This is a genomic window from Paenibacillus cellulosilyticus, assembly GCF_003182255.1.
Taxonomy (GTDB): Bacteria; Bacillota; Bacilli; order Paenibacillales; family Paenibacillaceae; genus Paenibacillus_T; species Paenibacillus_T cellulosilyticus.
The window spans coordinates 277,339-301,592 of sequence record NZ_QGTQ01000004.1 but is presented as its reverse complement, the minus strand read 5'-3'; the positions used below and the strand labels follow the sequence as shown (position 1 = coordinate 301,592).

The following is a 24,254-nucleotide window of genomic DNA, read 5'->3' as shown; positions in this document are numbered from 1 at the left end:
CTTCATTTCTTCTCTGCTCAATGTAATTGTCTCCTGTCCCATAGTGACATTATCTCAGAACAGTTATGGGGTGACATTATCACAGCAGAACAACAGATGTCGCCATGGCGCTTGAGATCCATTCGGGCATGGGATATTATCACCCTTCTACGCAGAAGTTTATCGAGGTGATGCTGCAGGAGAATTCTCCTTATATCGGATTAGTACCGGACATGGGGCTGTTCTGTAAGAGATTCCCGCGTGTCGTGAAGGAATGCTACTTGCATAAGGGAGCGAATCCGGCGCTTGTTGAGTATATGGTGCAGGCGTATGACAATGGGGATCGCATTATGTTCAATACCAAGATCATTCCAGCGGAGCTGGAGAAGCAGTTCAATCTAAGTGCCATCGATCGTGAATTCATTATAAACACAGGCGGCTTCGAGTATAACGATCTGTCGCTGCTGGAACAATTCATGCCTTACACACGCCACATTCACGGTAAGTTCTACGAGATGCTGGAAGACGGAGAAGAGTACTCGATTCCGTATCAAGAGATTTTGGATCTGTTCGTCAAGCATGGCTACAACGGATTCATTAGCAGCGAATACGAAGGCAATCGTTTTATTCATGACTATGCAGAAGTGAAAAGTGTCGAGCAAGTCGGTTTCCACCAACAAATGCTGACCAAATACTTGGGTAACTAATTCAATTAAAGGCGGGGAATGAACCATGTTTGATGCGTACATCATTAGTGACGATGGCTTCCGGAATGTGAGCAAGGACGGTAAAGTGATCGGCTTTGAATACAAAGCACGTCTTAACTATTACAGAGGGATTCCTCTCTCGATGGTCGATAAGTATGAGCTAAAGGTAAATAACGAGCCGATCGATCGGAGTAAAATCAAGTTCTCCGTAGGCGAAGATTGGTTCACACTCGACGAGATGGAAACGGTGACCAAAGTGAAATGGGAGTTTGGCGAGACCGCTTCTGTGTTCGTAGAACAGGATGGAGGGCTGCCGCAAGGAGCGCATGATCTTTCGGTTGAACAAGTGCTACGGATCGCCTATTTCCCGTTCCCGCTTCGTGCTACCATTACCAAGACGCTTGAACTGGTTGGATAATAGGAGGGATTCCCGATTTTTGTACAAATTCGAACGATGATCGTGGAGCTAGGCCATAGCGATTCCATCATTGAACGGTGGGGTTCGCCAGGTCCGCAAGATCAGATGCCTGGTTTCGTGGATGTCAGTGTACTGCTGAATCGCAAATACAGCGCGGATGAAGAAGAAGTCGTTATTATTACGCGATGGGATTCGGAAGAAGCTTGGAAGGGCTGGGAGAAAAGCGACGTGCATATTCAGATGCATCGACAGGGCAGAACGCAACAACGACCTTCCTTCATCAAAGATATTAAAGTGAAATTATATCATCAGAAAGCCGCGCGGAACGGCAGCATTTCATTATAACAGACCAGATAACCCGACATCCTTGCATGTCGGGTTTGTTGTTCTTATCGGTATGTATTCATATATAGATTTGAGGGGGATAAGATGAATATTCGGTATAAAATCATTTCTATTGTAGGCGGTTTAATTCTACTAATCTCGGTTGTCATCGTGAATACCGTCATTACCGCTAATCGCACGATCAACAATGTAATGCTCGTTAAAGATAAAACCTTACTCTCATCCATGTATGCCGAGGATTTGAACCAGGAATTGTCCCGTTATCAAGTAGAGAGTCTTATTCCTCTAACGGGGGTAATCCAAGTCGGAGAGAATCAAGAGACGATTGATCGGCATAGAGATCAGTTCATCGAGATTCTGGAGAAGTATAAATCGCTCAATCCAGAAGATGTAGACGCTGTGAATACGATTGTCTCTAACTATAATACGTTTATTCACTCACATGCAGGTGATGATGTTGAAGCTTTGACCAATACGCTGGAGAACGATCTCGAACAGTTGAAACAGGTAGATGCTGCCCAGACTAATCAGTCGTTGTCGGCGCTGCTGGATAAGAGTAAGTCATCGGCCGAGGAATCCATTATCGTCGGCGTTCTCATATTGATTGTATCTGTTGTAGGTGGTTTTCTGCTGACGCGATCTATTGTCAATCCTGTCAATCGATTGATAACGGCAACATCTGCTATTGCTCAGGGGAACCTGCGTAACGAAATCCAGTTGAAGTCCAGGGACGAAATCGGAGAATTGGCAAGGAATTTCGAACAAATGCGCAATCGTCTAGCTGCTTTTATTCGAGCTTCACAAACGGTGTCACTGCAGGTAGCCGCCTCAACCGAGCAACTGCATGGTAATTCAGCGACGATCTCGAATGCGATAATGGATATGAGTAAAGCTCTTCAAGTGATAGCGACAGGAGCCAATGAACAGCTGCACAGCACAGAAGAAACCGCAAGGGCGGTTAATGAGATGGCCATAGGAATTCTTCGCATCTCTGATCTGACGAATGATGCAACAGATCGATCCGTACAAACGAAACAAGAAGCTTATACAGGCAAGGAGTTGCTACATAAAGCTGTAAAGCGGATGGAGTTATTGAATGGGGTCATACAACAGTTCCATACAACCGTCAACAAACTAGATGCACATTCGCAATCGATCAACCAAATCGTCGATGTGATTAAAGTAATAACAACTCAAACGCATCTGCTCGCTCTGAATGCTGGCATTGAAGCGGCACGAGCAGGAGACCAGGGGAAGAGTTTTGCTGTTGTGGCAAACGAGATGAAGAAGTTGTCCGAGCAAACGAATACATCATCCAATCATATTTTTGAAATTATCCAATGGATTCAAGCGGATACCAAATTGGCAGTTGCTATGGTAGAGTCAGGCGCTGATGAGGCTGAACAAGGGATGCAGACGTTACAATATGCGAATGAAGCATTTAACAATATTACTACCGCAACGGTAGAGATTAGTTCGCAGCTTCAAGAGATCTCTTCCTCCGCTGAACAATTAAGTGCCAATTCAGAAGAAATAAGTGCTTCAGTATTTGAGTTGTCAGCCATCGCGCGAGATGCCTATGTTCAAAGCGATAATGTCGCTAGCGTCTCGCAAGGCCAGCTAGAAGCGATAATGGAAATCGCGGACTCTTCTGATTGGTTACATCGATCGGCCAAGGAGCTGCAGACACAGATTGAGAAATATAAAGTCTAATAGGGGATGGAGATGACTTCGGGTTTATACATTTTATACTCAAAATTAGTGACCATTCCTACAAGAATAACCTATATTCATCTAGCAATATCATCTAGAATATAGGATACATACCGAGCGATAAGGAGTAATCATAATGGGCTATATAGACGAAGTTACGAAATCCTTGTATTCCTACTATCCCGATTTAACTCGTCCTGATGATTTCGATCAGTACTGGGAAGATACAATTCAACAGGCCAAGCGTGTTCCACTCGAGCCTGTCCGGGTGAAACGAGACTATCCGATAACGAATGTTGAAGTATACGATATTCAGTATTGCGGGATGGATGAGACGAGAATCCATGGCTGGTTCATTGTGCCAAGCTTTCTGGGCAAAGAGAAGTACCCTTGCATCATCCACTATCATGGATTTTCAAATAACCGCGGCGAACCTGCAGATTTCATGCATTGGGTGATGATGGGATTCGCTGTGCTGTCAGTGGATTGCCGAGAGCAAGGAGGGAAAACAGGTAACAGTGCGTCAACGACTAGCGGGTTCTCGTCGAATCTGGCAAGCAAAGGCGTTCATAATAAGTACGAGTACTACTACCGTTATGTCTATATGGACTGCATGAAAGCTATCGATTTTGCATGTGCGCAAGCCGAAGTGGATGCTTCGCGTATTGTTGTGGAAGGTGGCAGCCAAGGCGGTGCGCTTGCGATGGCAATGGCGGCTCTTGATAGCAGACCGGTGTTAGCGATGGTTGATGTGCCGAGCAATAGTAATCTCGTAAGACGTGTAGAAGGGATGCATGGCGCGTTTGCAAGTGTAGCGGAGTACGTGAAGAATCATCCTGAACGCGTCGATCTCGTATTCGATACGTTAAGCTATATCGACACGATGAATATGGCGGATCGAATTACGTGTCGCGTGCTCGCATCGGTTGCACTGAAGGATGAGGTGTGCCCGGCCGAGATGTATTTTGCTACATACAACCGTATTCAGAGCGAGAAAGAGATTGTGATCTACCCGTTCAATGGTCATGAGGGCGGAGGATCGACGCAAACAGAGGTCAAACTTGCGTATTTGAGACAATGGTTCGGTGATTGGTTGTAGACGATTCTTCCTTCATCTAGTGAACCATTTGAAATAGGCCGCTTTCTAATTAGAGGAGAGCAGCTGTCGATTATGACAGCTGCTCTTTGTGGTGAAGAAGGGATTCATACACATTCGCAGTAATTTCGCCATTGGAATAATAGCGAATCGGCAGCCCTTTTGCCTGAGCATATTGGATCTCTTTCCTCGTGCTGCTGCCGATGTAACCATCAACATCAATGACGAAGATTTCGTCAGACAGATCGATTTTTCGAAAATGCAAATTCCCTAGTAAATCAGCTTGTTCTGCGGTTAACTCGAATCCATCACTTTGCTCGAAGAATGCGACGCTGATCACGATATTTCCTTGCAGAGTCAAGTATGCATTAGCCTTCTCAAACTGGGCTTTGAATTTGGTTGAGCCACATAGTGTGATGACTTTCATGGTTCTTTTCCTCCCCTGACATCCGTTCATGAACGAGGTTTTTCTTCATTTATAGCTGTGGCGCCATGTACGGTATTCCGATACTGCCTTGGAGTAACACCAACCTTCTTCTTGAATAAACGGTGAAAAAATTTCAGGTCCGCATATCCGACAGTGTTCGCAACCTCGCCTACCGTGCTGCGGCTGCTTGCGAGCAGCCGACAGGCGGACTCCATACGGGTGCTCTGCATATAGTCGGTGAAGCTCATGCCAGTCTGGCGTCGGAATAAGCGGCTGAATTGTCTTTCGCTCAAATTCGATTGAGCAGCCAGGTCACTCAGCTTAAGCTCATTGGCGTAATGGTGATCAATGTATGCAAGTGCTTCATCGATGCTGCGCCATTGCGGCTGATCTCCTGCAGGCGTTTCGAGCTGCAGCTTGTGACGGTACAAACCTGCTAAGGTTTGCATCACGATCGACGTGAGAACGGCCATGAATCCCGGCGGTCTAACCGAGTATTCGCGATACATCTCACGAAACTTCGCATGGTACTCGCCAGATGGGTCTTTCATCGCGAACCAGGTCAGGCTTTCGTCAACGAATAGATCACATATGTCGGACGCTTGGGGAAAGGCGGAGCGGAGCTCTGTTAGGAAAGATGCTGGAAACAAACAGTTGTACACGATGAGCGGCCGTTCCTTCTTTGGTGTCATCGGACGGAACACATGGCTTTGACCAACCGGTATAAAGAACAGCGTGCCGTGTTCGACGGGAACAATCTCTCCAGCAATATAATGCGTGCCAGCTCCCTCACTGACATAGGTCATCTCAACGAATTCATGCGAGTGCTCAATCATCTCGAATGTCTCGTAGGCTCGATTCACATAGATCGGCACACCCGATTCGAAGAAGCCTTCACCCGACATGACGTAAGTGCTGCGCTTAATGCTCATCTCCGAATTCTCCTTTACAAGAACCGTTCACATACTCTACCTTCACTTTACGATAACGTTTACATGATGTCTAGATCGACCTATATCAATGTCTGAAATAACCCCTGAATGCATTAGCCAATCGGATTAGAATGAACGTAACGGTGCCGAATGTAGAGCAGGCATACGATCTATGTTTCGAAGGAGAATGAGAGACGATGAATAAGCTGCTTGTTAAGCAATTACGATGCGAATACCGAAACAACCCGATCGGATTAGGCGTAACCCTCCCACGATTCAGCTGGCAGCTGGAATCGGATAGCGTAAACGTGATGCAGCAGGCGTATCATATACAGGTTTCCTCTGGTATTAATGGTTTCAATACTAACGAACTTTTATGGGATAGCGGCAAGGTACAATCGGAGCAGTCCGTATTGGTGGAATATGCAGGACAACTTCTCGACTCTCGTGTACGCTGCCATTACCGTGTGAAGGTATGGGATCAGGCAGGAACGGAATCGGATTGGAGTGAACCGGCATATTGGGAAATGGGGCTGCTCCAGCAGTCGGATTGGTCAGCGGCTTGGATTACGCCGAATTCGGCGCATATCGATCCTCAGTCGGAGGAGATCTTCCTGTTAAGGAACACATTCGATGTCCGCGATGACGTTAATCGGGCAACGGTTTATGCAACAGCGCTCGGCATATATGAATTAGAGTTGAACGGCCAGCGAATAGGCGATTGGCAGTATACGCCTGGTTGGACGAGCTACAGCAATCGGCTGCAGGTACAAGCGTATGATGTGACTTCGCTCATTCACAGTGGGGAGCATAATGCGATCGGTGCAGCGCTTGCGAATGGCTGGTATAAGGGTAACTTGGCTTGGGAGAAGAAAAACAATATTTACGGTGATCAGCGAGCATTGATTATGCAGCTTCATATCGATTATGCAGATGGAACGTCGGAAATCGTTGTGAGCGACAATACTTGGCAGGCTGCAACAGGTCCGATCCTTCTGTCTGAGTTGTACCACGGGGAGACTTATGATGCTCGGTTGGAGAAGACAGGTTGGAGTACGGCTGCATATGAGGATGGGAATTGGGCTGCCGTTCAAGAGTTGGCCCACACGAAGGATATTCTTGTCATGCAAGAGAGTGAGCCTTCACGAATTACGGAGCGGATCAAACCGATTGCGCTCATTCATACACCTGCGGGCGAAACCGTCCTGGACATGGGTCAAAATATGGTCGGCCGCATTCATCTGAAGCTCGACCTGCCAACAGGAACATGCCTCACTCTCCAACATGCAGAAGTGCTGGATCGCAACGGCAACTTCTATATCGGCAATCTTCGCAATGCGAAGCAGACCGTACAATATACATGCAAGGGCGGGGGAGAAGAATACGAACCGCATTTCTCGTTCCAAGGCTTCCGATATGTGAAGGTAGAAGGATGGCCGGAGAAGGTTCCACTGGACTTGGAGCTGTTCACAGGGCATGTCATTCATACCGATATGGAGCCGTCCGGTACGTTCGAATGCTCGCATCCACTGTTGAACCAGCTGCAGCGCAATATCGTTTGGGGACAGCGTGGTAACTTCCTCGACGTGCCGACCGATTGTCCGCAACGGGATGAACGGCTTGGTTGGACCGGTGATGCACAGGTGTTCATTCGAACGGCGGCGTTCAACTATGGGGTCGGACCATTCTTTACCAAATGGCTGCGAGACCTGAAGGCGGACCAGCGTAACGATGGTGGCGTGCCTTTCGTCATTCCGAATGTGCTCGATGAGAAATCGCATTCCTCATCGGCATGGGGGGATGCAGCTGTCATTTGCCCATGGACGATATACCTCTGCTACGAAGATAAACGTATTCTTGAAGAGCAGTATGACAGCATGAAGGCTTGGGTCGAGTATATCCGGCAGCAAGGGGATAACGAATATTTGTGGAACACGGGCTTCCACTTTGGTGATTGGCTCGGCTTGGATGCGAAGGAAGGCAGCTATATCGGTGCTACGCCAAGAGATTTGATTGCAACCTGCTTCTATGCGTACTCGACGGAACTGTTCGTGAAAGCGGCAGAAGTCCTTGGACGTACAGAGGATGTGGCACATTATCGTGAGCTGTATGAAGGAATTGTAGCTGCATTCGAACAAGAGTTTCTGACGGGCAGCGGTCGTCTGGCCGCACATACGCAGACAGGTCATGTGCTGCCGCTTATGTTCGGGCTGGTGAAGGGATCGGTTCGTGAGAGGCTGGCACGTACGCTTGCAGAGTACGTGAAGGAGCAGAACTACCATCTGACAACTGGTTTCGTTGGTACGCCATACTTATGTACGGTACTGTCAGAGAACGGGTATCATGATGTAGCTGTGAAGCTGGTGCAGCAGGAGGATTATCCGTCATGGCTCTATTCGATCCATCAAGGTGCGACAACGATCTGGGAGCATTGGGACGGCATCAAACCGGATGGTACATTCTGGAGCGATGATATGAACTCGTACAATCACTACGCATACGGGTCTATCGGTGAATGGTTATATCGGATTGTTGCGGGTCTTGATCTAGATGAATCTCAGCCAGGCTATAAGCGTATTCGATTCGCACCACGTACGGACTCAGGACTGGAATATGCGAAAGCATCGTATGCATCTTCGTACGGACTAATTCGAAGCGAATGGAAAATTAGCGATGAGAGCCAAGTGGCTTACGAATTCGAGCTGCCTCCGAATACGACGGCAGAAGCATGGCTGCATGGCGCGGCACTCTCAGCAGCAGAAGTAAATGATGTAAGCATACAGCAAGCCGCCGGCATTCTCTCTGTGAAGGAGCAGGATGGCGGACTGCTGCTGGAGCTAGGCTCCGGGACGTATCGCATCGTCGTTTCAAAGTAACGAGAGGTGAATAATCGTTTATATGAGGGAGTCAGCATCTGGGATGCTGGCTCTTTTTGTTCGTAGAGATGAAATGTATCTTACTATTAAGTCCCAAGATATGGTTTAATCAAAATAGGAGTTTTGAAATAAACACCAAACTTTTCCTGGGGGAGTTTCTTGAATGCTCGAATTGTTTGCTGTTCGAATTAAGCCTGTCGAACCATCAGTATTAGGAAGGCTGCTCCATCTTGTTTCTACCGAGCGACGTTCCAAATATGAGCGATACCGAATGCAAGCAGACGCGATCCGAAGCCTATTCGCTGAGCTAGTCATTCGCAGAATTATAATAGAACGCTGTGGGATAAGTAACGATGGGATCATCTTCGGTGCAAATTCGTATGGCAAGCCTGAACTGGTTCATCCAGCGGGGCTTCAGTTCAACGTATCTCATTCCGGTGACTGGGTAGTCTGTGCATTAAGTGATGGGCCAGTCGGGATAGATATTGAGTTCATTCAGCCGATCGATCTGGAAGTGTCTCGAAGATTTTTCTCGCCTGTGGAGCATGCTCAGCTCATGGAACTTCACGAGTCACAGCAGTTGGAACGGTTCTATGAGCTGTGGACGTTGAAGGAAAGCTTCGTGAAGGCGGTTGGTATGGGATTATCCATGCCACTTGATTCCTTCATGTTCAGTTACGGTGCAAGTGAGGGCTGTTACAACTTAAGCGCTCCTGAACCCTACACGCAATATGCGGGCAAGCTCCTTGCTCTCGATTCCACTTATAAGCTCGCTGTCTGCTCGAGTTCAGATCAAGCAGTAACAAGGCTTCATCATTGGTCGACGAGGGACTGGTACTAGATCTTATTCAATTAATGACCGCAGCTGTCAATTGCGACAGCTGCGGTCTTCGTTTATTTGCCGGATGTCACATCCGTCAGCACCCAGCTTGATTTCGCGGTCGGACGACTGAACTGAAACAGATACGATGTACGATGCTCGGACTGACGCAACTCGGTTATGTTGAGACGGATCTGTGCGGTTAGGGCGCCGTCGTCAACGTAAGGCGCTTCTTTTGATTTGTTAGGTTTATCGACTCGAATTGAACGAATGGAAGGCATTTGATCCGTCCAACTCGTCAGTTTTTCTGCCGACAAACCGTTAGCAATTTGCGCTAGCAGATAAGGCTCATCATGATCCAACGCCTCGACGAAGCTTGATGCGAGCAGTGCGGGAGAAGCTTGGTCCAAATAATCTCGGACCAAACCTGCTGCCTTGTGGATCATAAGCTGATGTGCTACATCGGGATTATCAGACTTGTGCGTCGTGCTGCCAAGGAAGTGAACGCAGAAGTGACCGGAGAAGTCGTTATCCGGTATGCCATCACCGCCATGGGGCATCCCATTCATCGACGCGGCGATCCAATTGTCGCCGGAATGAACAAGTACGGCTTTCCGGTTCCAGCTCCATGCTCCGCCATAGATTTCCTTCATGATACGGGAATCTTCCTTCGTTATCGGCTGTACGTCAGCATGATCGCTGCCCGCTCGTCGTTGTACGCGAAAGGACCTTCCTGAAGCAACGTCGGTAATGGTAAAAATACTTTTCCGCGGCACAAGCTCGCGGGCACTCGACCAGTCAATTAGCTTGCCATAATATTGACTGCGAAGCAGCTCGGCTAACGATCGAAGTTGATTGGCTGCTTCCGTCGTTGGAACAAGGCGCTGATGATTCGTTTCATCCCACAGATTACCCTGCTTCTCTAATCGATACAACTTCTGCTGGCCTTGCTGCTGCGTGATCGAGATCTCGACGTCGGGATAGACCGTGACTTGATCCGCCGGTTCATATTTCGCTCGGAGCAGCGCCTTCGTTAGAGCGGGACTGTCGATTGACAAGCTGCTTGCCAGCTGCGCAGTTGGATCCACACGAACCGTCATCACTACTTTCAACGGCTGAGCCGCAGGTCGGCGAGCAGCAGCTTCCGAAGAGGCGAATGAATCCGTTGGGAACAAGAGACTAGCTAACAGCAAGCAGGTGACGATAGCAATAAGCTTGTTACGTAATAATGGATGATGCTGCTTCACCTTGCGTTTCTCCTCCCTTGGTTATACTCCGTCTTGTATTGTTGTCCCTTAATGTCTGCGATATGTAGCCTTCCCGTCATTACTTCAATTGGATATTACTGCAACTGGCATAAGAGGAGCGAAAGTAAGGCACATTAGCAGGGGATAAATGCAGGAGGTATGCGAGAATGTTCTTATCTTGGCTGACAGTAATGATTATGCTCATGCAGCAACCACAGCCGATTCCAGTGCCTTATCAGCCTGAGCTTCCTAAGACATTGGCAATTGTCCATCAAGGGCAGACGATCGCAACCATTGATCGACGGAATTTTTCGATTGCTGGAATGGGATCGCCATTCGTAAACGAACCACAGGTGGACAAGTTGACTACTGATGTCGCGCGTCGAACTGATCGGCCTGCGGTCAACGCCAAGCTTGATGGGGCGGGCCGGATCATAAGCGAGAGGGCGGGCGCAAGGCTGGATCGAGCGCTGTTAGCTGAAACTATCTATCGGTTTATGATCGAAGGCGGTCGTACGCAGGTGGAAGTTCCTCAGCTGCCCATTTACCCGAAAGTGGACAGCGAATTACTCGCGCAAATCAAAGAGAAATCGATCGGCCATTACGCGACTTATTACAATTCGAATAACAAGAATCGCTCTCACAATATTTCGCTTGCGGCTAGCGCTATCAATAATACGGTTGTGTTCCCAGGCGAAACATTTTCCTTCAATGCGATAGTTGGTAAACGGACAACGGAGAAGGGTTATATGAAGGCGCCTGTCATCGTGCGCGGTGAAGTTTCGGAAGATATCGGGGGCGGTATTTGCCAAATCTCATCAACGTTGTTCAATGCGGCCGATCGAGCAGGTCTTCATATCGTGCAGCGCTATTCACACAGCCGTAATGTGCCATACGTTCCGCCGGGTCGCGATGCAACGGTGAGCTGGTATGGGCCTGATTTTGTCTTCCAGAACAAATACAGCCTGCCGGTTCTCATCCGCGCATTTGCGCAGCATGGCCAAGTGCATGTGTCGATTTATTCGAATGAAATGATTCACTATAAGCCGCGTGAAGTGCCGCATGCTTCTAAGCAGCTCCCAGAGGAAGTGCCTGCGGAGCGTGGTGTTCAAAGCACGCTGCCGTCGCTGCCGTAACAAAGTTGATGAACCTACCGCTACATACATGCCTGGAGCATTCTTGTGAAGGGCATGTATGGTTGCTTGTACATTAGCAGAAGATAGAGCCTAGTCACTTATTTGATCAAGAGCGATTGACAACTCCGTAATGTAACTGTTATAGTTACAATCAAGACGACAACGTATTAGCGGGAGGAACTCGATCGTGATTAGCAGCAAGTTTAGCGTAGCCATTCATATTTTGTCATTGATTGACGTACACGATGGCAAAATAACGTCGGAGCGTATCGCAGGAAGTGTGAACACCAATGCGGTTGTCATTCGTCGGATTATGAGCTTGCTGAGCAAAGCAGGACTAATCGAATCGCGTCCAGGCGTAACAGGTATTAAGCTTGTTCGCCCACTATCTGAGATCACTTTGTATGATGTGTATCATGCTGTAGAGCTGCCAGAGAATAACGTGTTGTTCACGGTTCATCAGAACACGAATGTCAAATGTCTGGTGGGCCGCAATATTCAACACGCACTGACGCAGCCGCTGCTTGATGCTCAGCGTGAACTGGAGCAGTCGCTAGCCAAAACGAGTGTCGCAGATATTACAGGTACGATCGTTTCACAAGGCTAGTCCTTTTTTTACCCTTAAATGTAACTGTGATGGTTACAAATTGTTTAAAAGCTGCAAATAAGCGAATGCTTCCGATGCAAGTTATTTGCTTGCAAGGAAGAACCACGAAGAGGTAGCAAATAACTTAAGCGAATGCTTCCGAAGCAAGTTATTTGCTTGCAAGGAAGAACCACGAAGAGGTAGCAAATAACTTAAGTGAATGCTTCCGAAGCAAGTTATTTGCTTGCAAGGAAGTACCACGAAGAGGTAGCAAATAACTTTTAGGAGGCAATGAATTATGAAAATCGCAGTTATCGGGGCAAGTGGCAAAGCAGGTCAAGAAATCGTGAAAGAAGCAGCGGTACGTGGTCATGAAGTTACAGCAATTGTTCGTGACGCATCGAAAGTACAAAACTCGTCGGTTAAAGTGGTCGAGAAAGACGTATTCCAGCTTCAAGCAGCAGATTTGAGTGAATTCGATGCTGTTGTGAATGCGTTCGGAGCACCAGGCGGTCAAGAGCATCTGCACATTGAAGCGGGTCAAGCGCTGATTAAAGCACTCAAAGGTGCACCATCTACACGTCTGATCGTTGTAGGCGGCGCAGGCAGCTTGTTCGTAGATCCAGCTCTCACAACTCGCCTATATGATACGCCTGAATTCCCAGCGCTTTACCTTGCTACGGCGCGCAGCCAAGGTCAAAACTTGGCAGAACTTCAACAATCGGAAGGCGTACAATGGACGTTTGTCAGCCCATCGGCTTTCTTCGATCCTGCTGGTAAGCGAACGGGTTCCTACACAGCTGGCCAAGACCAATTGCTTGTCAACTCGGAAGGCAACAGCTATATTAGCTATGCGGACTATGCGATTGCGATCATTGATGAATTGGAGCAGCCGAAGCATCAGAACCGCCGCTTCACTGTCGTTGGCGAAGCGCAATAATCGTTTGTTGGCGGGGTGGGCTAGATCGGTTTTATAAAAGGCATTATTTTCGATATGGACAATACGCTGCTGCAGTCGCGCATTGACTTCGGTGCGATGAAGCGGGATGTGTATACGTATTTGCATGCGGAAGGCTTCTTGGAAGCCATTCTGCCGTTGACGGAATATACAACCTCTATGCTCATTGAACAGGCCAAGAGACAAGGGCTGGATGCCAGCCGATATGAAGAGACGATGCGCATCACAAGGCAGCATGAGATTGTTGGTATGAGCGATGCGAGTTTGGAGCCTGAGGCGGAATGGCTGCTCTCTGAGCTTGAGGGTGAATATGTCCTTGCCGTTGTCACGAACAATGCAGAGGAAGCGGCAAGGGAGGCTTTGACTCGAACGGGCATTGCTGAGCGGTTTCAGCTCATCGTTGGGCGAGAAGGCATGACCGAGATGAAGCCCGGACCATCGGGCTATCATGAAGTCGTGAAGCGAACAGGCATTCCAGCGGAGCAGTGGTTGTCGATTGGAGACTCCTGGATCGATGGGAGAGGGTCGATCGATGCTGGCATCCGATTCGTCGGCTACCAGACGAAGGATGAGGAGCTTGCTTCACGCGGCGTCGAGCCGATTGCGAGACTGACGCGGCTGTCTCAGCTGCTCGATACGATTCGAGCGGCGGAGCAGTCATAGATCGAACGAAAAGACGAGCTGGATTCATGCGCTGCAGAGCGCACGGATGCCATGCTCGGCTTTTTATTTTTGACGACAATTATCCGTCCAATCTCATATAGATACTTCGTTCTTGAAACCCAAGCGATCGCCAGAATGACTGTCCGACATGATTCCAATGCATGACTTCAATATCAAGCTGATTTGTATCTAACGCTTCAAGCAGCTTCTGGAACGCCATCTTCCCGTAACCGCTTCTTCTAAAATCCCGACAAATATAAAATTGTCTTAGATATAAAGGCTGCCTTGTGCGATTCACCAATGCATAGCCAACAACATGATCTTGCTGAACAAATTTATAAGCCGTGTAGTCCGAATGGATAAACATGCGCATTCTATCTCGTAACTGCTCCATATCCATGGCATTGTCGTGCTGTTCATCCTCAATAAGTTGTTTATTGAGAGTGGCGAGAAGGCCTAAATCTTCGTCCGTACATATTTGAATGGTCAGTTCGTTCATTTCACAATCTCCTCTGGCATAAAGGGATAACAAGGATTAATAAGTCTGTCTTTATTCGATGTTCTATTTGTGTGTTCCTTGCTATCTATATAAAACAGAAAAAAGTGCTGCTCAGCAGCACTTTTTCCTAATAAGCTCGAACAAAAGCTATGCCCCAAAAGGGGCACGCGACTCCCAGCACGCAGTATCTCAAACACGCCTCAGTCCCGCCACCAGCCCCTTCCGGGGTCCAGGGGACGGGAGTCCCATGGGGTCCTCCCTAGCAGGGAGGATTTAGGTGGGTAGAAATCTTAACGCGCCAGCCATCCGCCATCCACATTAAGTACATGGCCGTTCATGTAATCCGATGCTGCCGATGCGAGGAACACAACTGGACCTTTCAGGTCGTCAGGCGATCCCCAGCGTCCAGCTGGAATACGTTCCGTAATCGATTTGTAGCGCGCTTCGTCAGCAGTGATAGGCGCCGTATTATTCGTTGTCATGTAGCCAGGTGCAATCGCATTGATCTGCACGCCACGGCCAGCCCATTCGTTAGCCAGTGCCTTCGTGAGACCAGCAACGGCATGTTTACTAGCCGTATAGCCAGGAACGTTGATGCCGCCTTGGTAGGAAAGCATGGAGGCGATGTTGATGATTTTGCCGCTGCCGCGCTCCAGCATGTGGCGTCCTGCCAATTGGGACAGATAGAACACGGAATTCAGGTTCAGGTCAATAACGTCCTGCCAATCCTTCGCCGAATGGTCGGCAGCAGGGGTACGGCGGATAATGCCGGCATTGTTGACGAGAATATCGATTTTGCCAAAGCAGCCTACTGCACGCTCGAATACGGATTCCAGCGTGTCCGCTTTGGAGAGATCGGCAGAGATTTGTTCGATCTGACCGCCAATCGCACGTACCGCTTCGACCGTGCTGTTGCTGTTCGAAGAAGAGATCGCTACGACAGAAGCGCCAGCTTCTGCGAGTCCGATTGCCATGGCAGCGCCGAGGCCGCCGGATGTGCCAGTAACGAGCGCTGTCTTGCCTGTGAGGTCGAATAGCATTGTAAATTCCTACCTTTCCTGATCGGCGTACACTTGAAGCGCAGCGCCGGCTTGTCGGTATTGATCAGCAGTTTCCTTCGTCATGCCCGCGTCCGTCAGGACAGCTGCAATCTCATGAAAACTAGCGAAAGTGAATAGGGCGCCTTGGCCGAACTTGTGGTGATCGACTACAGCATAGACGGTTTTAGCCGTTTCAATAAGTGCTCGTTTGAAGTCGACGAGTTCGCCGGTATATATCGTAAAGCCGAACTCGGGATGAACGCCTGTCGCAGACAGAAACGCTTTGCTGATGTTCAGCTTCCGTATATAGGCGGTCGCTTCCGCTCCTGCGAGCATGTTGCGTACGCGGTAGCCGCCCGGGACGACGAGACGAATCTCGTCTTTGCGGGCTAGCTCCGCGATAATGTGCACATCGTTCGTTACCACTGTAAGAGGCTTGTTGGCAAGCTTCCTAGCGATTTCGAGCGTAGTGCTGCCGCCATCCAGCGCAATAATGTCACCGGGCTCGATCAGCTTCAGCGCAAGCTCGGCAATCTCTGTTTTCTCTGAGGCGTGGCGAACGAGCGGCTCCTGCTGGGACAGGATACCGAGCTGATCATGTTGTGCTAATACAGCACCGCCATGAATGCGCATGAGCAGCCCTTTCTCCTCCAGCTTGGCAAGATCCTCGCGAATCGTCTTGCCCGTTACGTTCAGCCGTTCGCTGAGTTCGGTAACGGTCACCTCTTGAGAAGCGAGCAGGGCTTCCATGATCAATTCATGGCGGCGATGCGAATGCATCATTTTATTTGAGATCCTGTGGCGCTACTGCGTCCATGTCTTCAAAGATTTGGTTCTCGCCACCCATACCCCAGATGAACGTGTAGCTAGTCGTGCCGACACCGCTGTGAATCGACCAGCTTGGCGAGAGGATCGCTTGCTCGTTGCGAACGACGAGGTGGCGCGTTTCTTGCGGCTCGCCCATCAGGTGGAAGACGTTGCCGTCAGCTGCCATATCGAAGTACAGGTAAACTTCCGAGCGGCGGTTGTGCGTATGGCAAGGCATTGTGTTCCAGTTGCTGCCTGGCTTCAGGAGCGTCATACCCATTACGAGCTGGCAGCTTTGAATGCCGTTCGTGTGAATGTAGCGGTAGATCGTACGCTCGTTGTTCGTCGTCAGCGCGCCGAGATGGTTCGGGGAAGCTTCGCTGATTGCAGCTTTAACCGTAGGGTACGTTTTGTGAGCTGGCGTGGAGTTCAGGTAGAACTTCGCCGGCTGCGATGCATCCGCGCTTGCGAATACAACGTCTTGAGCGCCAAGGCCAACATACAGGCAGTCTTTCGGTTCCATATCATAAGTCGTGCCGTCTACCGTAACGGAGCCGCGGCCGCCGATGTTGATGATACCGATCTCACGGCGCTCGAGGAAGGTTGCAGCACCAATCGTGTGCGTATCAGCTTCGAGCTTCACTTGCTTCGATACAGGGAACGCACCGCCAACGATGAAACGGTCAACGTGGGAATAAGTGAGCGTAAGCTCGTCTTGTACGAACAGCGTCTCGATCAGAAACTCTTGGCGCAGGCGCGAAGTGTCATACGATTTAACATCATTTGGGTGTGCAGCATAACGGATTTCCATTAGAAGAGGCCTCCAGTTCATTTGGTGTAACTAAGTTTATTTTGGTTCATTTACGTTTACTTTAACGTTCATTTCGAAATAATGCAACCCTTTTATACGAAAAAAAACTCTTCAGCACACGCGCGATTGCGTTTGCAGAAGAGCAGCGAATAGGAGAGACATAAATGCGATCGTAACTAGTCGGTTAGACTTGGGCTGTCTCCGACGACAGATAAGCTCGGTTGCGCTCGATTAGCGATACCCGCTGCTGCACGCTAGCATAGGAACGAAGAGGATCCTCTGGCGTGTTCATCACGTAATCAAGCAAGCGATCGACTGTTGACACGGCAACGTGGCAGCGTGTGTCCGAAGAAGCATAGTAGATGTACACCTCACCGTTGTCGCGGGCAATGACACCGTTGCAGAAGGTCACATTGGATACGTCGCCGACGCGTTCTTCGCCTTGCGGTGCAATCAGATGACCGCCCGGGCGATGGGTGACGCGTTGGGGTTCATCCAGATCAGACAAGAAAGCGTACAGGACATAACGCAGACCAGCCGCCGTATTGCGGACGCCATGAGCGATATGGAGCCAGCCGCGATCGGTTCGGATCGGTGCGGGACCTTGACCGTTCTTTACCTCCTTAATCGTATGATAATGCCGTTCGTCGATAATAATCTCCTGCTCGATAACGGCTTGCTCGATCGATTCGGATAAGCCCCAGCCGATACCGCCTCCTGAGCCCGTGTCGATGAAACCATCCTGCGGACGCGTGTAGAATGCATACTGGCCATCGATAAAGGTAGGGTGGAGCACCACGTTGCGCTGCTGATTCGAAGCTGTTTTCAGATCGGCCAGCCGCTGCCAGCTCTTCAGGTCGCGTGTACGCGCAATGCCGCATTGGGCGATGGCACTGGATAAGTCGCCGCGTGGGGCGTCCGGATCTTTGCGCTCGGTACAAAATAATCCGTAAATCCATCCGTCCTCATGCTGAACGAGACGCATATCGTACACGTTGATGTCCGGATCATTCGTTTCGGGCATTACAATCGGTTCGTCCCAGAATCGGAATCCATCCGTACCATTGCTGCTCTCCGCGATAGCGAAAAACGATTTGCGGTCATTGCCCTCGACGCGAGCGACCAAATAAAACTTGCCGTTCAAGTAGATCGCGCCTGGATTAAAGACGCAGTTAATACCAAGACGCTCCATGAAATACGGATTCGTCTCCGGATTGAAGTCATAGCGCCAAGTCAGTGGGGCGTGGTCAGCAGTTAGAACCGGATGCTCATATCGGTCGAAAATGCCATTGCCTAGCGGTACGGGGCGATTCGTACGCTGGATAAGCTGCTCATGCTGTTTCGTCAGTGCTTCGCGTCTTAAATTGTAGGTCATGTTCATCGGACATAGCCTCCTATTATTCGCTTGCCGCGTGGGCGAGCGTTCGCTCTAAGCGTTCCAGCATTTCGAAGCATGCGCGGCTGTTGTGGTACGGGCATTTCCAAGCATTCACTTTGCCTTTGCCTGTCGTAGGAATGCCTTCTCGTGTTACGCTCCAATACCATTCGCCATCTTTATGGTCGATCATATAGTGATCCGCGAATGCCCATGACGCACGTGCTGCATCGAGATAACGTGTATCGCCAGTCATTTCATATGCGTTGTAAAAGCCGACGACTGCTTCTGCCTGCGGCCACCAGTCTTTGTTGCTATCGATAATGCCAGTTGCGTCAGCTTCATTCAGAATGCCGCCATCTGCATCGATCCCTTCGAGCAGGACGGATTTAGCCATATGAATGGCTGCCGTCTTGGCATTTGCGATGAGCACGGGGTCGCCAAGCACTTCTGCCGCTTCTACCAACAGCCAGCTTCCTTCGATATCATGACCATACGAAATATGGCCGGACAAGCTGTTCCATCGTTCATCGAAGAACAGCTTGAAGTGGCCCGATTCGTTATCGACGATGTGCTCAATCGTTATTTTAATCAGCTCGCTTTGCGATTGGCGAAGCTGCTCCGAAGGCCACACACGATAAAGGTTGGTATACGCTTCGAGCACATGCAGGTGGGTGTTCATCGATTTCTTCTCATTAAGCGTGTTGTTGCTTAAATCGGAAACGTTGTTCGGCTGCCAGTCTCGTGTATGCGTCTCGAAATAACCGCCATAGTCCTTGTCGTAACTGCGCGTTTCTAGCAATTCATAAAGATGAATGGCATGATCAAGCGCTTCCTGCTTGCCAGCCGCTCGATAATATTCGGACATGGCATAGATGGTGAATGCTTGACCGTACACCACCTTCTGCGTGGAAGCTGGCGCACCTTGGGCATCCACCATCCAATACAGGCCACCGTGCTCGGCATCCATGAAGTGTTGAATCAAATAATGATAGGCGCGCTCGGCGAGGCGAAGATAGGCTTCGTTCATGAGCAGTCGATAGGCCGTCGAGAACGTCCACAGAATGCGCGCGTTGAGCACTAAGCTTTTATCCGCGCCGGGTACGATCTGATTGTGATCATCAATTGCTCCGACGAAGCCCCCGTGCGTATGATCGATCGTATGATTCATCCAATAGGCCAAAATATTATTCGTCAGCTCATCGTGAATATCTTGACGCCAAGCCTCTGCCTGCGAGTTCAAATTCGTATTCATCGTCAAGTTGATTTCCGCCTTTCTTTTAGCTATTTGCTATTGATCAGCTGCGCCAGCTTGCCTGCATAATAGTTGCGAATGAACGGCTCGGCGGGTTTGCCGAACATGCAGTAGTCATTATTGCTTGCTGCTTGTTCTTCTGGATACAGAATCGAAGGCCAATCCCACAGCATAAAACCTTGCACCCATGGCCGCTTGTCGCCGCTGCCGAACATGGCTTCATAGAATTCAAGCTGGGCAGCTCCGTCCGTCTCACCTTGCAAGCCCCAATCATTCGGAAGATGCTCGGAGCCGCGGCGGCTAGGGCAGCCTGCTTCCATGAAGAAGAATGGCTTGTTGAAGCGCTGCACAACCTTCTCGATGCGATCCAGTTGAGCTTCCCAATCGCCTACGGGGTAGTAGCCGCTAGATGAAATGACGTCGACTGCATCCCACCACTGCACGCGGTCCTCTTGATATTTGTCACAATTGTAGGTCACGATTCCGCTGTATACGCTCCGTACTTCGGCAATGAGCTGACGCCATTCAGCTTCACGGCGATCGGTCTGAACCATCTCGCAGCCGATGCACAGCATCTCACATCCCGCTTCTTCTGCTACACGGGCATAGTGGAGAATGTACGTCGAATACGATACGAACCAGTCGGACCACTTCGGCTCACAAGGCACGTCATAGTCGAAAAAGTTAATGTGCGCCCGCCACGTCCCATCCGCACAGTTCACAACGGGCTTCAAGCACACATTCAGCCCATTGCGCTTCGCTTCGGCTATGGCATGCCGCACTTCTTCTTCGGTTACCGTTGGCGCCACTGTGAATGGAATTGTCGTCGATTGAGGCGTTGCCTGCAGCGCCGCGAATGAGATGGCCGTCCAGTTGACGCCTAGGCGCTCCTTCATTCGTGCCATTGATTGATCGGCTTCCTTCGTTGCCCATGTACCGCGAATGCCAGTCCAGCCCCACGTCATGCCTGCTATGTACGTTTGTTCGTTCCAGCTCTTCATTCTAGCGCTCCTCTATCGACGGAATAAGTCCAAATCCAAGCAAGGATGTTTATTGTTATGTTTAATAATAACAACTTCTAACGTTAGGTTAATGGTTTGTTAGGTGTTTTGCAAGCGTTTTTAAGGGGCGGACTGTTTGTGAAATTATTGAAAAGAAGCTTGGTTTCTCTAGGCTATGGAGAGGGATCGTCTGTGTGAGACGGGTTGGTCTTTAGTAGGTAATTCTGATGGGTTTTAAGATGAATGAATTATTCGTTATTCTCAATTTCATTTCATTAGGATAACGTTTGGTTAATGGTGTGAATGATTCATGGAGTGAGACGTAGAGATCTCGATAGTGCGTAGGTTTGTTGAAATGGATGATGAGATCAGCGGCGGGAGCTTGCAATAAGAGTAAGCGAATCGTTGGCGGGCGCAACTTTTAACGATAAATGCACGTAATAGCTCTCATATGGAACGAATGGCATAATTTGCATGCTTGCAAGGGGGCGACGATTAATCGAAGATGTCAACGGTGAAGCACTTTAAGTTAACCCGCGCAGTTTTTACCCTTCGCAGAGTGGACCATGAGCACGTCGATCATTGAGTTATTTTGTCCACTTGCAAGTTTGGCTAGCTGTTTACAGGAAGGAAGTGGATGATTGTTTTCAACAGTTGCGCAGCTTAAGGTTCAATTAGTTAGTAATTTCATATTGCTGGTATTAATGCTCTTGCAAATTTTCTGGATCCCTTCGGCTCATAAGCCGATGTGGCTGGAAATTGTACAATACGGCATGACGATTGTATTTCTCGTAATAGTGGCATGCATTTTATCTGACCTTATCAGGAAGGACCACATCATCATCGATGCCAGATTGATTGAGAAGAGACAGTTTAATAACGGCTGGAAGATTCGAGTTCGAGCTGCAGGTGAAGAGAAGCTTCGGAAGTTTCGGACAAACAGGTTGTTTGATGAAATTTTGAAAACAGCGGAGCTGGACAAACCAATCACTGTTACTTATTTCAGACTTACGAAAGCCGTGTTTGCAATCCGTAGACCGGATGTTGATAGCATTAAAGATTAAGCACATAAGGAGCCGTCATCATGGTATTAATGAGTTGGGTGGACAGTCCACAGGAAACAAAAGATCAAGTAAAGAGGCTTCGTGACAGTTCGGCAATCGAACCGTGGCAGCATCCCACGCCGTTCTAGCTGCACAGCAGCGAATATTGGAGGGCGAGATACGAAGAACGTCTGGCAGCGGGAGATAAAAGCTTCTGGGCAGGGACACCAACAGATAGCGATCTTGCCTGCCACTTGACCTTGGTACGAAGATATGGAATCTGTGTCTATGGACAGACCATTGATGAAGCAATCCCGGTGGTGCCGGAAGAGGATTTCCGTTCATCGATCATGAGTGATAGTAACTATTGCGTGAATGCTCTGCATTCGAATCCGGTGTATGGGGTACTGACGCTGAGCAGAGTTTTATCGTATTTGGAGACAGGCGAGATTCTATCCAAGCGAGAAGCGGGATTATGGGCGCTGCAGAACATTCCGGCGGAGCTGCATGCTATCGTGAACAGTGCGGTTGAAGTCTATGAGGGATCGAGAACAGAGATGGCTGTATTAAATGAAGAGGATCTCGTGCAATATGGCAAACGATTAAGTGAGATGATCGATTCGCATCGGCGCTGATCGGGTGAAAGCATTGGAACAAACGCCGTTAATAATGAAAGTAAAAGCTGTCTTACAAGTTATGAGTGAATAGCTTGTTAGGCAGCTTTCTTTGTTTTATTTTTGATTTCCGCAAAATATGCTCTATTCAAAATAAAACAAATGCTTTAAAATACAGATAAACGGACTGAATCAAAAATAATCGGACAAGTTGATGAGGAGGACACACGATGGCACAAGCAATCGGTGCAACACATTGGATTATTCCGGACGGTTATATTCCGCCAACGAGCTCAGGCGAGCTGGAAAGCCATGAATCTGTTTGTGTACTCAACTGCGGAACAGAGGCGGCAAAGCTGGAATTTACGATTTATTTTGAAGACCGCGATCCAATTGAACATATGGAGTATATTGTGCCAGGCCGGAGAACGAAGCATATTCGTACTGCATCGCTGTCCGCTGGCGGCGAATCGATCCCTAAAGGTGTACCTTATGCAATTCAAGTAACGAGTGATGTGCCCGTTATCGTGCAGTATAGCCGACTTGACTCCACGCAAGCTGAGAATGCGCTAATGTCGACGCTGGGGTACCCGATCCGCTAGTTTCAGGAAGGTTGACGTATTAGAAGGATTTCAGGCACAATAGAGTATTGGAACGAATGACCATATGTAGGGAAGGAGACGCGTACGATGCTGGCAGCCGAACGCTATGAGATGATAGTCCGACTGGTTCAAGAGAAAGGCAGTGTGCGAGTGACGGAGCTGAGCGTCCAGTGCGGCGTAACAGAAGAAACCATTCGCAGAGATTTGGACCGACTGGAGTCGGAGGGACGTCTTCGCCGCTCCCATGGCGGTGCGGTGAGCGTAAAGCAGGAGGGGGCGTCTCAACCCGAAATTCCATATACACAACGCGAAATTACGAATGCTGAAGAGAAGCGGCGAATTGCGGAGGAAGCCATTCGGTTCATTGAGCCGAAGGATCGTATATTGCTGGATGCGAGCACAACGGCATGGTATATGGCAGCGCGCTTGCCGGATATCCCGTTGACGGTGTTGACCAACTCCATCAAGGTTGCAACGGAGCTCAGTTCGAAGGAGAAGATCGAAGTCATCGTGACCGGCGGCAAGCTGGCGAACAACTCGCTGTCCTTTGTTGGCCCACTGGCTGAGCGATCGCTGGAGACGTACTTCGTTGATAAGTTGTTCCTTTCTGGCAAAGGCGTTCATCTCGATCGCGGCATTAGTGAGTCGAATGAATTACAGGCGCGTTTGAAGCAGCAAATGATTGGAATCGCGGAACGCGTCTTCCTGCTGGCTGACTCCAGCAAATTCGGCGTCACCTCATTTACGCATGTAGCAGATCTCTCGACAGTAGACACTGTCGTGACAGATCGCCGCATTTCCCGGGAAACGGCCGACAAGCTCACCGAGCAGGGGATTACCTTATTAACCGTGTAAGTTAATTAGGAAGTTGGATAGCAATTGTGAAGGAAAAAGGAGCCTGCTCTCTGGAATGAGCGGAAGCAGCAGGTTTCTTCTGCCTCATAGTAGATTCGGATATGCGGTTGTATGGTGCGAGGTATGCGAGTATGATGTCCATGGCGGTTCACATGAGCAACCCGCGACAATAAGGTGCAGAAATGCACCACATGGCGCGTCAGCGAGCGTACCGCCATAACTTTAGTCTTATGAAACTATGAAAACGCATACCACCAACAACCATGCGGACAAGTTAGGTTCTTTTTCTCTTTCAACTTGTCTGATAACCTGATATCATAAATGTTAACCAACGCTTGATCTCATGTTCTGTGATCGGTTTCAAAGCAGCTTACTTCAATCGTTCTTACCATCAATATCTTTCTATTCAGGCACTGCAACAAACTACAAACAAAAACAGAGAAATAATC

Annotated in this window: 25 protein-coding genes; 15 read left to right on the top strand and 10 right to left on the bottom strand. The window is 49.1% G+C overall.

Annotated features, from left to right (window positions below):
• Window positions 1–104 precede the first annotated feature (104 nt).
• The 5 genes from DFQ01_RS09010 (at window position 105) to DFQ01_RS08990 (ending at window position 4,261) form a co-directional block, all read left to right on the top strand.
• Complete coding sequence (locus tag DFQ01_RS09010) at window positions 105–686, top strand: hypothetical protein (protein WP_110043566.1); 582 nt, start codon at window positions 105–107, stop codon at window positions 684–686.
• A gap of 25 nt (window positions 687–711) precedes the next feature.
• Window positions 712–1,104 (top strand): C-glycoside deglycosidase beta subunit domain-containing protein, encoded by a 393-nt coding sequence (locus DFQ01_RS09005; protein WP_110043565.1) that lies wholly within the window; start codon window positions 712–714, stop codon window positions 1,102–1,104.
• 15 nt (window positions 1,105–1,119) lie between these two features.
• Window positions 1,120–1,449, top strand: a complete 330-nt coding sequence (locus tag DFQ01_RS09000; protein ID WP_110043564.1) for an antibiotic biosynthesis monooxygenase family protein — start codon at window positions 1,120–1,122, stop codon at window positions 1,447–1,449.
• 84 nt (window positions 1,450–1,533) lie between these two features.
• The gene (locus DFQ01_RS08995; RefSeq protein WP_110043563.1) at window positions 1,534–3,162 is read left to right on the top strand and encodes a methyl-accepting chemotaxis protein; all 1,629 of its coding nucleotides are present in this window, start codon (window positions 1,534–1,536) and stop codon (window positions 3,160–3,162) included.
• 136 nt (window positions 3,163–3,298) lie between these two features.
• Entirely contained in the window at window positions 3,299–4,261 is a 963-nt protein-coding gene (locus DFQ01_RS08990; protein WP_110043562.1) for an acetylxylan esterase, read from the top strand.
• 70 nt (window positions 4,262–4,331) lie between these two features.
• Here the strand turns inward: DFQ01_RS08990 and DFQ01_RS08985 are convergent, their stop codons facing one another.
• Together DFQ01_RS08985 and DFQ01_RS08980 are read right to left on the bottom strand one after the other, a co-directional pair.
• The gene (locus DFQ01_RS08985) at window positions 4,332–4,685 is read right to left on the bottom strand and encodes a hypothetical protein (RefSeq protein WP_110043561.1); all 354 of its coding nucleotides are present in this window, start codon (window positions 4,683–4,685) and stop codon (window positions 4,332–4,334) included.
• 26 nt (window positions 4,686–4,711) lie between these two features.
• Complete coding sequence (locus tag DFQ01_RS08980) at window positions 4,712–5,617, bottom strand: AraC family transcriptional regulator (protein ID WP_110043560.1); 906 nt, start codon at window positions 5,615–5,617, stop codon at window positions 4,712–4,714.
• Window positions 5,618–5,814: 197 nt separating this feature from the next.
• Between DFQ01_RS08980 and DFQ01_RS08975 the strand changes: the two genes are divergently transcribed.
• Together DFQ01_RS08975 and DFQ01_RS08970 are read left to right on the top strand one after the other, a co-directional pair.
• Window positions 5,815–8,493 carry an alpha-L-rhamnosidase gene (locus DFQ01_RS08975; RefSeq protein ID WP_110043559.1) on the top strand — a complete coding sequence of 893 codons (2,679 nt, stop codon included), beginning with the start codon at window positions 5,815–5,817 and terminating at the stop codon, window positions 8,491–8,493.
• Window positions 8,494–8,656: 163 nt separating this feature from the next.
• On the top strand, window positions 8,657–9,334 hold the full coding sequence (locus tag DFQ01_RS08970; RefSeq protein ID WP_110043558.1) for a 4'-phosphopantetheinyl transferase family protein: 678 nt from the start codon (window positions 8,657–8,659) through the stop codon (window positions 9,332–9,334).
• Window positions 9,335–9,387: 53 nt separating this feature from the next.
• Here the strand turns inward: DFQ01_RS08970 and DFQ01_RS08965 are convergent, their stop codons facing one another.
• Window positions 9,388–10,560 (bottom strand): hypothetical protein, encoded by a 1,173-nt coding sequence (locus tag DFQ01_RS08965; RefSeq protein ID WP_110043557.1) that lies wholly within the window; start codon window positions 10,558–10,560, stop codon window positions 9,388–9,390.
• Window positions 10,561–10,727: 167 nt separating this feature from the next.
• Between DFQ01_RS08965 and DFQ01_RS08960 the strand changes: the two genes are divergently transcribed.
• The 4 genes from DFQ01_RS08960 to DFQ01_RS08945 all read left to right on the top strand — a co-directional run bounded on the left by DFQ01_RS08960 (window position 10,728) and on the right by DFQ01_RS08945 (window position 13,903).
• Window positions 10,728–11,696, top strand: coding sequence for a VanW family protein (locus DFQ01_RS08960; RefSeq protein WP_110043556.1), 969 nt, complete (start codon window positions 10,728–10,730; stop codon window positions 11,694–11,696).
• 184 nt (window positions 11,697–11,880) lie between these two features.
• On the top strand, window positions 11,881–12,303 hold the full coding sequence (locus DFQ01_RS08955) for an Rrf2 family transcriptional regulator (RefSeq protein ID WP_174812743.1): 423 nt from the start codon (window positions 11,881–11,883) through the stop codon (window positions 12,301–12,303).
• A 277-nt stretch (window positions 12,304–12,580) separates the two neighbouring features.
• Complete coding sequence (locus tag DFQ01_RS08950) at window positions 12,581–13,222, top strand: NAD(P)-dependent oxidoreductase (protein WP_110043554.1); 642 nt, start codon at window positions 12,581–12,583, stop codon at window positions 13,220–13,222.
• Between the two features lie 24 nt (window positions 13,223–13,246).
• Window positions 13,247–13,903, top strand: a complete 657-nt coding sequence (locus DFQ01_RS08945) for an HAD family hydrolase (RefSeq protein WP_110043553.1) — start codon at window positions 13,247–13,249, stop codon at window positions 13,901–13,903.
• 79 nt (window positions 13,904–13,982) lie between these two features.
• Here DFQ01_RS08945 and DFQ01_RS08940 read toward each other — a convergent pair whose 3' ends face one another.
• The 7 genes from DFQ01_RS08940 to DFQ01_RS08910 form a co-directional block, all read right to left on the bottom strand.
• Complete coding sequence (locus DFQ01_RS08940) at window positions 13,983–14,402, bottom strand: GNAT family N-acetyltransferase (RefSeq protein WP_110043552.1); 420 nt, start codon at window positions 14,400–14,402, stop codon at window positions 13,983–13,985.
• 290 nt (window positions 14,403–14,692) lie between these two features.
• Entirely contained in the window at window positions 14,693–15,442 is a 750-nt protein-coding gene (gene kduD, locus DFQ01_RS08935; RefSeq protein ID WP_110043551.1) for a 2-dehydro-3-deoxy-D-gluconate 5-dehydrogenase KduD, read from the bottom strand.
• A gap of 9 nt (window positions 15,443–15,451) precedes the next feature.
• Window positions 15,452–16,222, bottom strand: coding sequence for a DeoR/GlpR family DNA-binding transcription regulator (locus tag DFQ01_RS08930; protein ID WP_110043584.1), 771 nt, complete (start codon window positions 16,220–16,222; stop codon window positions 15,452–15,454).
• Between the two features lie 4 nt (window positions 16,223–16,226).
• Window positions 16,227–17,060, bottom strand: coding sequence for a 5-dehydro-4-deoxy-D-glucuronate isomerase (kduI, locus tag DFQ01_RS08925; RefSeq protein ID WP_110043550.1), 834 nt, complete (start codon window positions 17,058–17,060; stop codon window positions 16,227–16,229).
• A gap of 184 nt (window positions 17,061–17,244) precedes the next feature.
• The gene (locus tag DFQ01_RS08920) at window positions 17,245–18,441 is read right to left on the bottom strand and encodes a glycoside hydrolase family 130 protein (RefSeq protein WP_110043549.1); all 1,197 of its coding nucleotides are present in this window, start codon (window positions 18,439–18,441) and stop codon (window positions 17,245–17,247) included.
• Window positions 18,442–18,457: 16 nt separating this feature from the next.
• The gene (locus tag DFQ01_RS08915; protein ID WP_110043583.1) at window positions 18,458–19,690 is read right to left on the bottom strand and encodes an AGE family epimerase/isomerase; all 1,233 of its coding nucleotides are present in this window, start codon (window positions 19,688–19,690) and stop codon (window positions 18,458–18,460) included.
• A 29-nt stretch (window positions 19,691–19,719) separates the two neighbouring features.
• Window positions 19,720–20,691 carry a glycoside hydrolase family 113 gene (locus DFQ01_RS08910; protein ID WP_110043548.1) on the bottom strand — a complete coding sequence of 324 codons (972 nt, stop codon included), beginning with the start codon at window positions 20,689–20,691 and terminating at the stop codon, window positions 19,720–19,722.
• Between the two features lie 641 nt (window positions 20,692–21,332).
• Here DFQ01_RS08910 and DFQ01_RS08905 point away from each other — a divergent pair.
• The 4 genes from DFQ01_RS08905 (at window position 21,333) to DFQ01_RS08890 (ending at window position 23,805) form a co-directional block, all read left to right on the top strand.
• Complete coding sequence (locus tag DFQ01_RS08905; protein WP_110043547.1) at window positions 21,333–21,755, top strand: hypothetical protein; 423 nt, start codon at window positions 21,333–21,335, stop codon at window positions 21,753–21,755.
• A 296-nt stretch (window positions 21,756–22,051) separates the two neighbouring features.
• Window positions 22,052–22,369, top strand: coding sequence for an aminoglycoside adenylyltransferase domain-containing protein (locus tag DFQ01_RS08900; protein WP_110043546.1), 318 nt, complete (start codon window positions 22,052–22,054; stop codon window positions 22,367–22,369).
• A gap of 209 nt (window positions 22,370–22,578) precedes the next feature.
• Window positions 22,579–22,950 (top strand): sensory rhodopsin transducer, encoded by a 372-nt coding sequence (locus DFQ01_RS08895; protein WP_110043545.1) that lies wholly within the window; start codon window positions 22,579–22,581, stop codon window positions 22,948–22,950.
• Between the two features lie 87 nt (window positions 22,951–23,037).
• Window positions 23,038–23,805 (top strand): DeoR/GlpR family DNA-binding transcription regulator, encoded by a 768-nt coding sequence (locus DFQ01_RS08890; protein WP_110043544.1) that lies wholly within the window; start codon window positions 23,038–23,040, stop codon window positions 23,803–23,805.
• Window positions 23,806–24,254 lie beyond the last annotated feature (449 nt).

Coding starts and splice junctions, on each gene's coding strand:
- DFQ01_RS08915 (WP_110043583.1), bottom strand. CDS start 19,690: ATGAATACGAATTTGAACTCGCAGGCAGAGGCTTGGCGTCAAGATATT.
- DFQ01_RS08940 (WP_110043552.1), bottom strand. CDS start 14,402: ATGAACGAACTGACCATTCAAATATGTACGGACGAAGATTTAGGCCTT.
- DFQ01_RS08970 (WP_110043558.1), top strand. CDS start 8,657: ATGCTCGAATTGTTTGCTGTTCGAATTAAGCCTGTCGAACCATCAGTA.
- kduI (WP_110043550.1), bottom strand. CDS start 17,060: ATGGAAATCCGTTATGCTGCACACCCAAATGATGTTAAATCGTATGAC.
- DFQ01_RS08980 (WP_110043560.1), bottom strand. CDS start 5,617: ATGAGCATTAAGCGCAGCACTTACGTCATGTCGGGTGAAGGCTTCTTC.
- DFQ01_RS08930 (WP_110043584.1), bottom strand. CDS start 16,222: ATGCATTCGCATCGCCGCCATGAATTGATCATGGAAGCCCTGCTCGCT.
- DFQ01_RS09010 (WP_110043566.1), top strand. CDS start 105: ATGGCGCTTGAGATCCATTCGGGCATGGGATATTATCACCCTTCTACG.
- DFQ01_RS08890 (WP_110043544.1), top strand. CDS start 23,038: ATGCTGGCAGCCGAACGCTATGAGATGATAGTCCGACTGGTTCAAGAG.
- DFQ01_RS08950 (WP_110043554.1), top strand. CDS start 12,581: ATGAAAATCGCAGTTATCGGGGCAAGTGGCAAAGCAGGTCAAGAAATC.
- DFQ01_RS08985 (WP_110043561.1), bottom strand. CDS start 4,685: ATGAAAGTCATCACACTATGTGGCTCAACCAAATTCAAAGCCCAGTTT.
- DFQ01_RS08995 (WP_110043563.1), top strand. CDS start 1,534: ATGAATATTCGGTATAAAATCATTTCTATTGTAGGCGGTTTAATTCTA.
- DFQ01_RS08975 (WP_110043559.1), top strand. CDS start 5,815: ATGAATAAGCTGCTTGTTAAGCAATTACGATGCGAATACCGAAACAAC.
- DFQ01_RS08895 (WP_110043545.1), top strand. CDS start 22,579: ATGGCACAAGCAATCGGTGCAACACATTGGATTATTCCGGACGGTTAT.
- DFQ01_RS09005 (WP_110043565.1), top strand. CDS start 712: ATGTTTGATGCGTACATCATTAGTGACGATGGCTTCCGGAATGTGAGC.
- kduD (WP_110043551.1), bottom strand. CDS start 15,442: ATGCTATTCGACCTCACAGGCAAGACAGCGCTCGTTACTGGCACATCC.
- DFQ01_RS08990 (WP_110043562.1), top strand. CDS start 3,299: ATGGGCTATATAGACGAAGTTACGAAATCCTTGTATTCCTACTATCCC.
- DFQ01_RS08960 (WP_110043556.1), top strand. CDS start 10,728: ATGTTCTTATCTTGGCTGACAGTAATGATTATGCTCATGCAGCAACCA.
- DFQ01_RS08910 (WP_110043548.1), bottom strand. CDS start 20,691: ATGAAGAGCTGGAACGAACAAACGTACATAGCAGGCATGACGTGGGGC.
- DFQ01_RS08920 (WP_110043549.1), bottom strand. CDS start 18,441: ATGAACATGACCTACAATTTAAGACGCGAAGCACTGACGAAACAGCAT.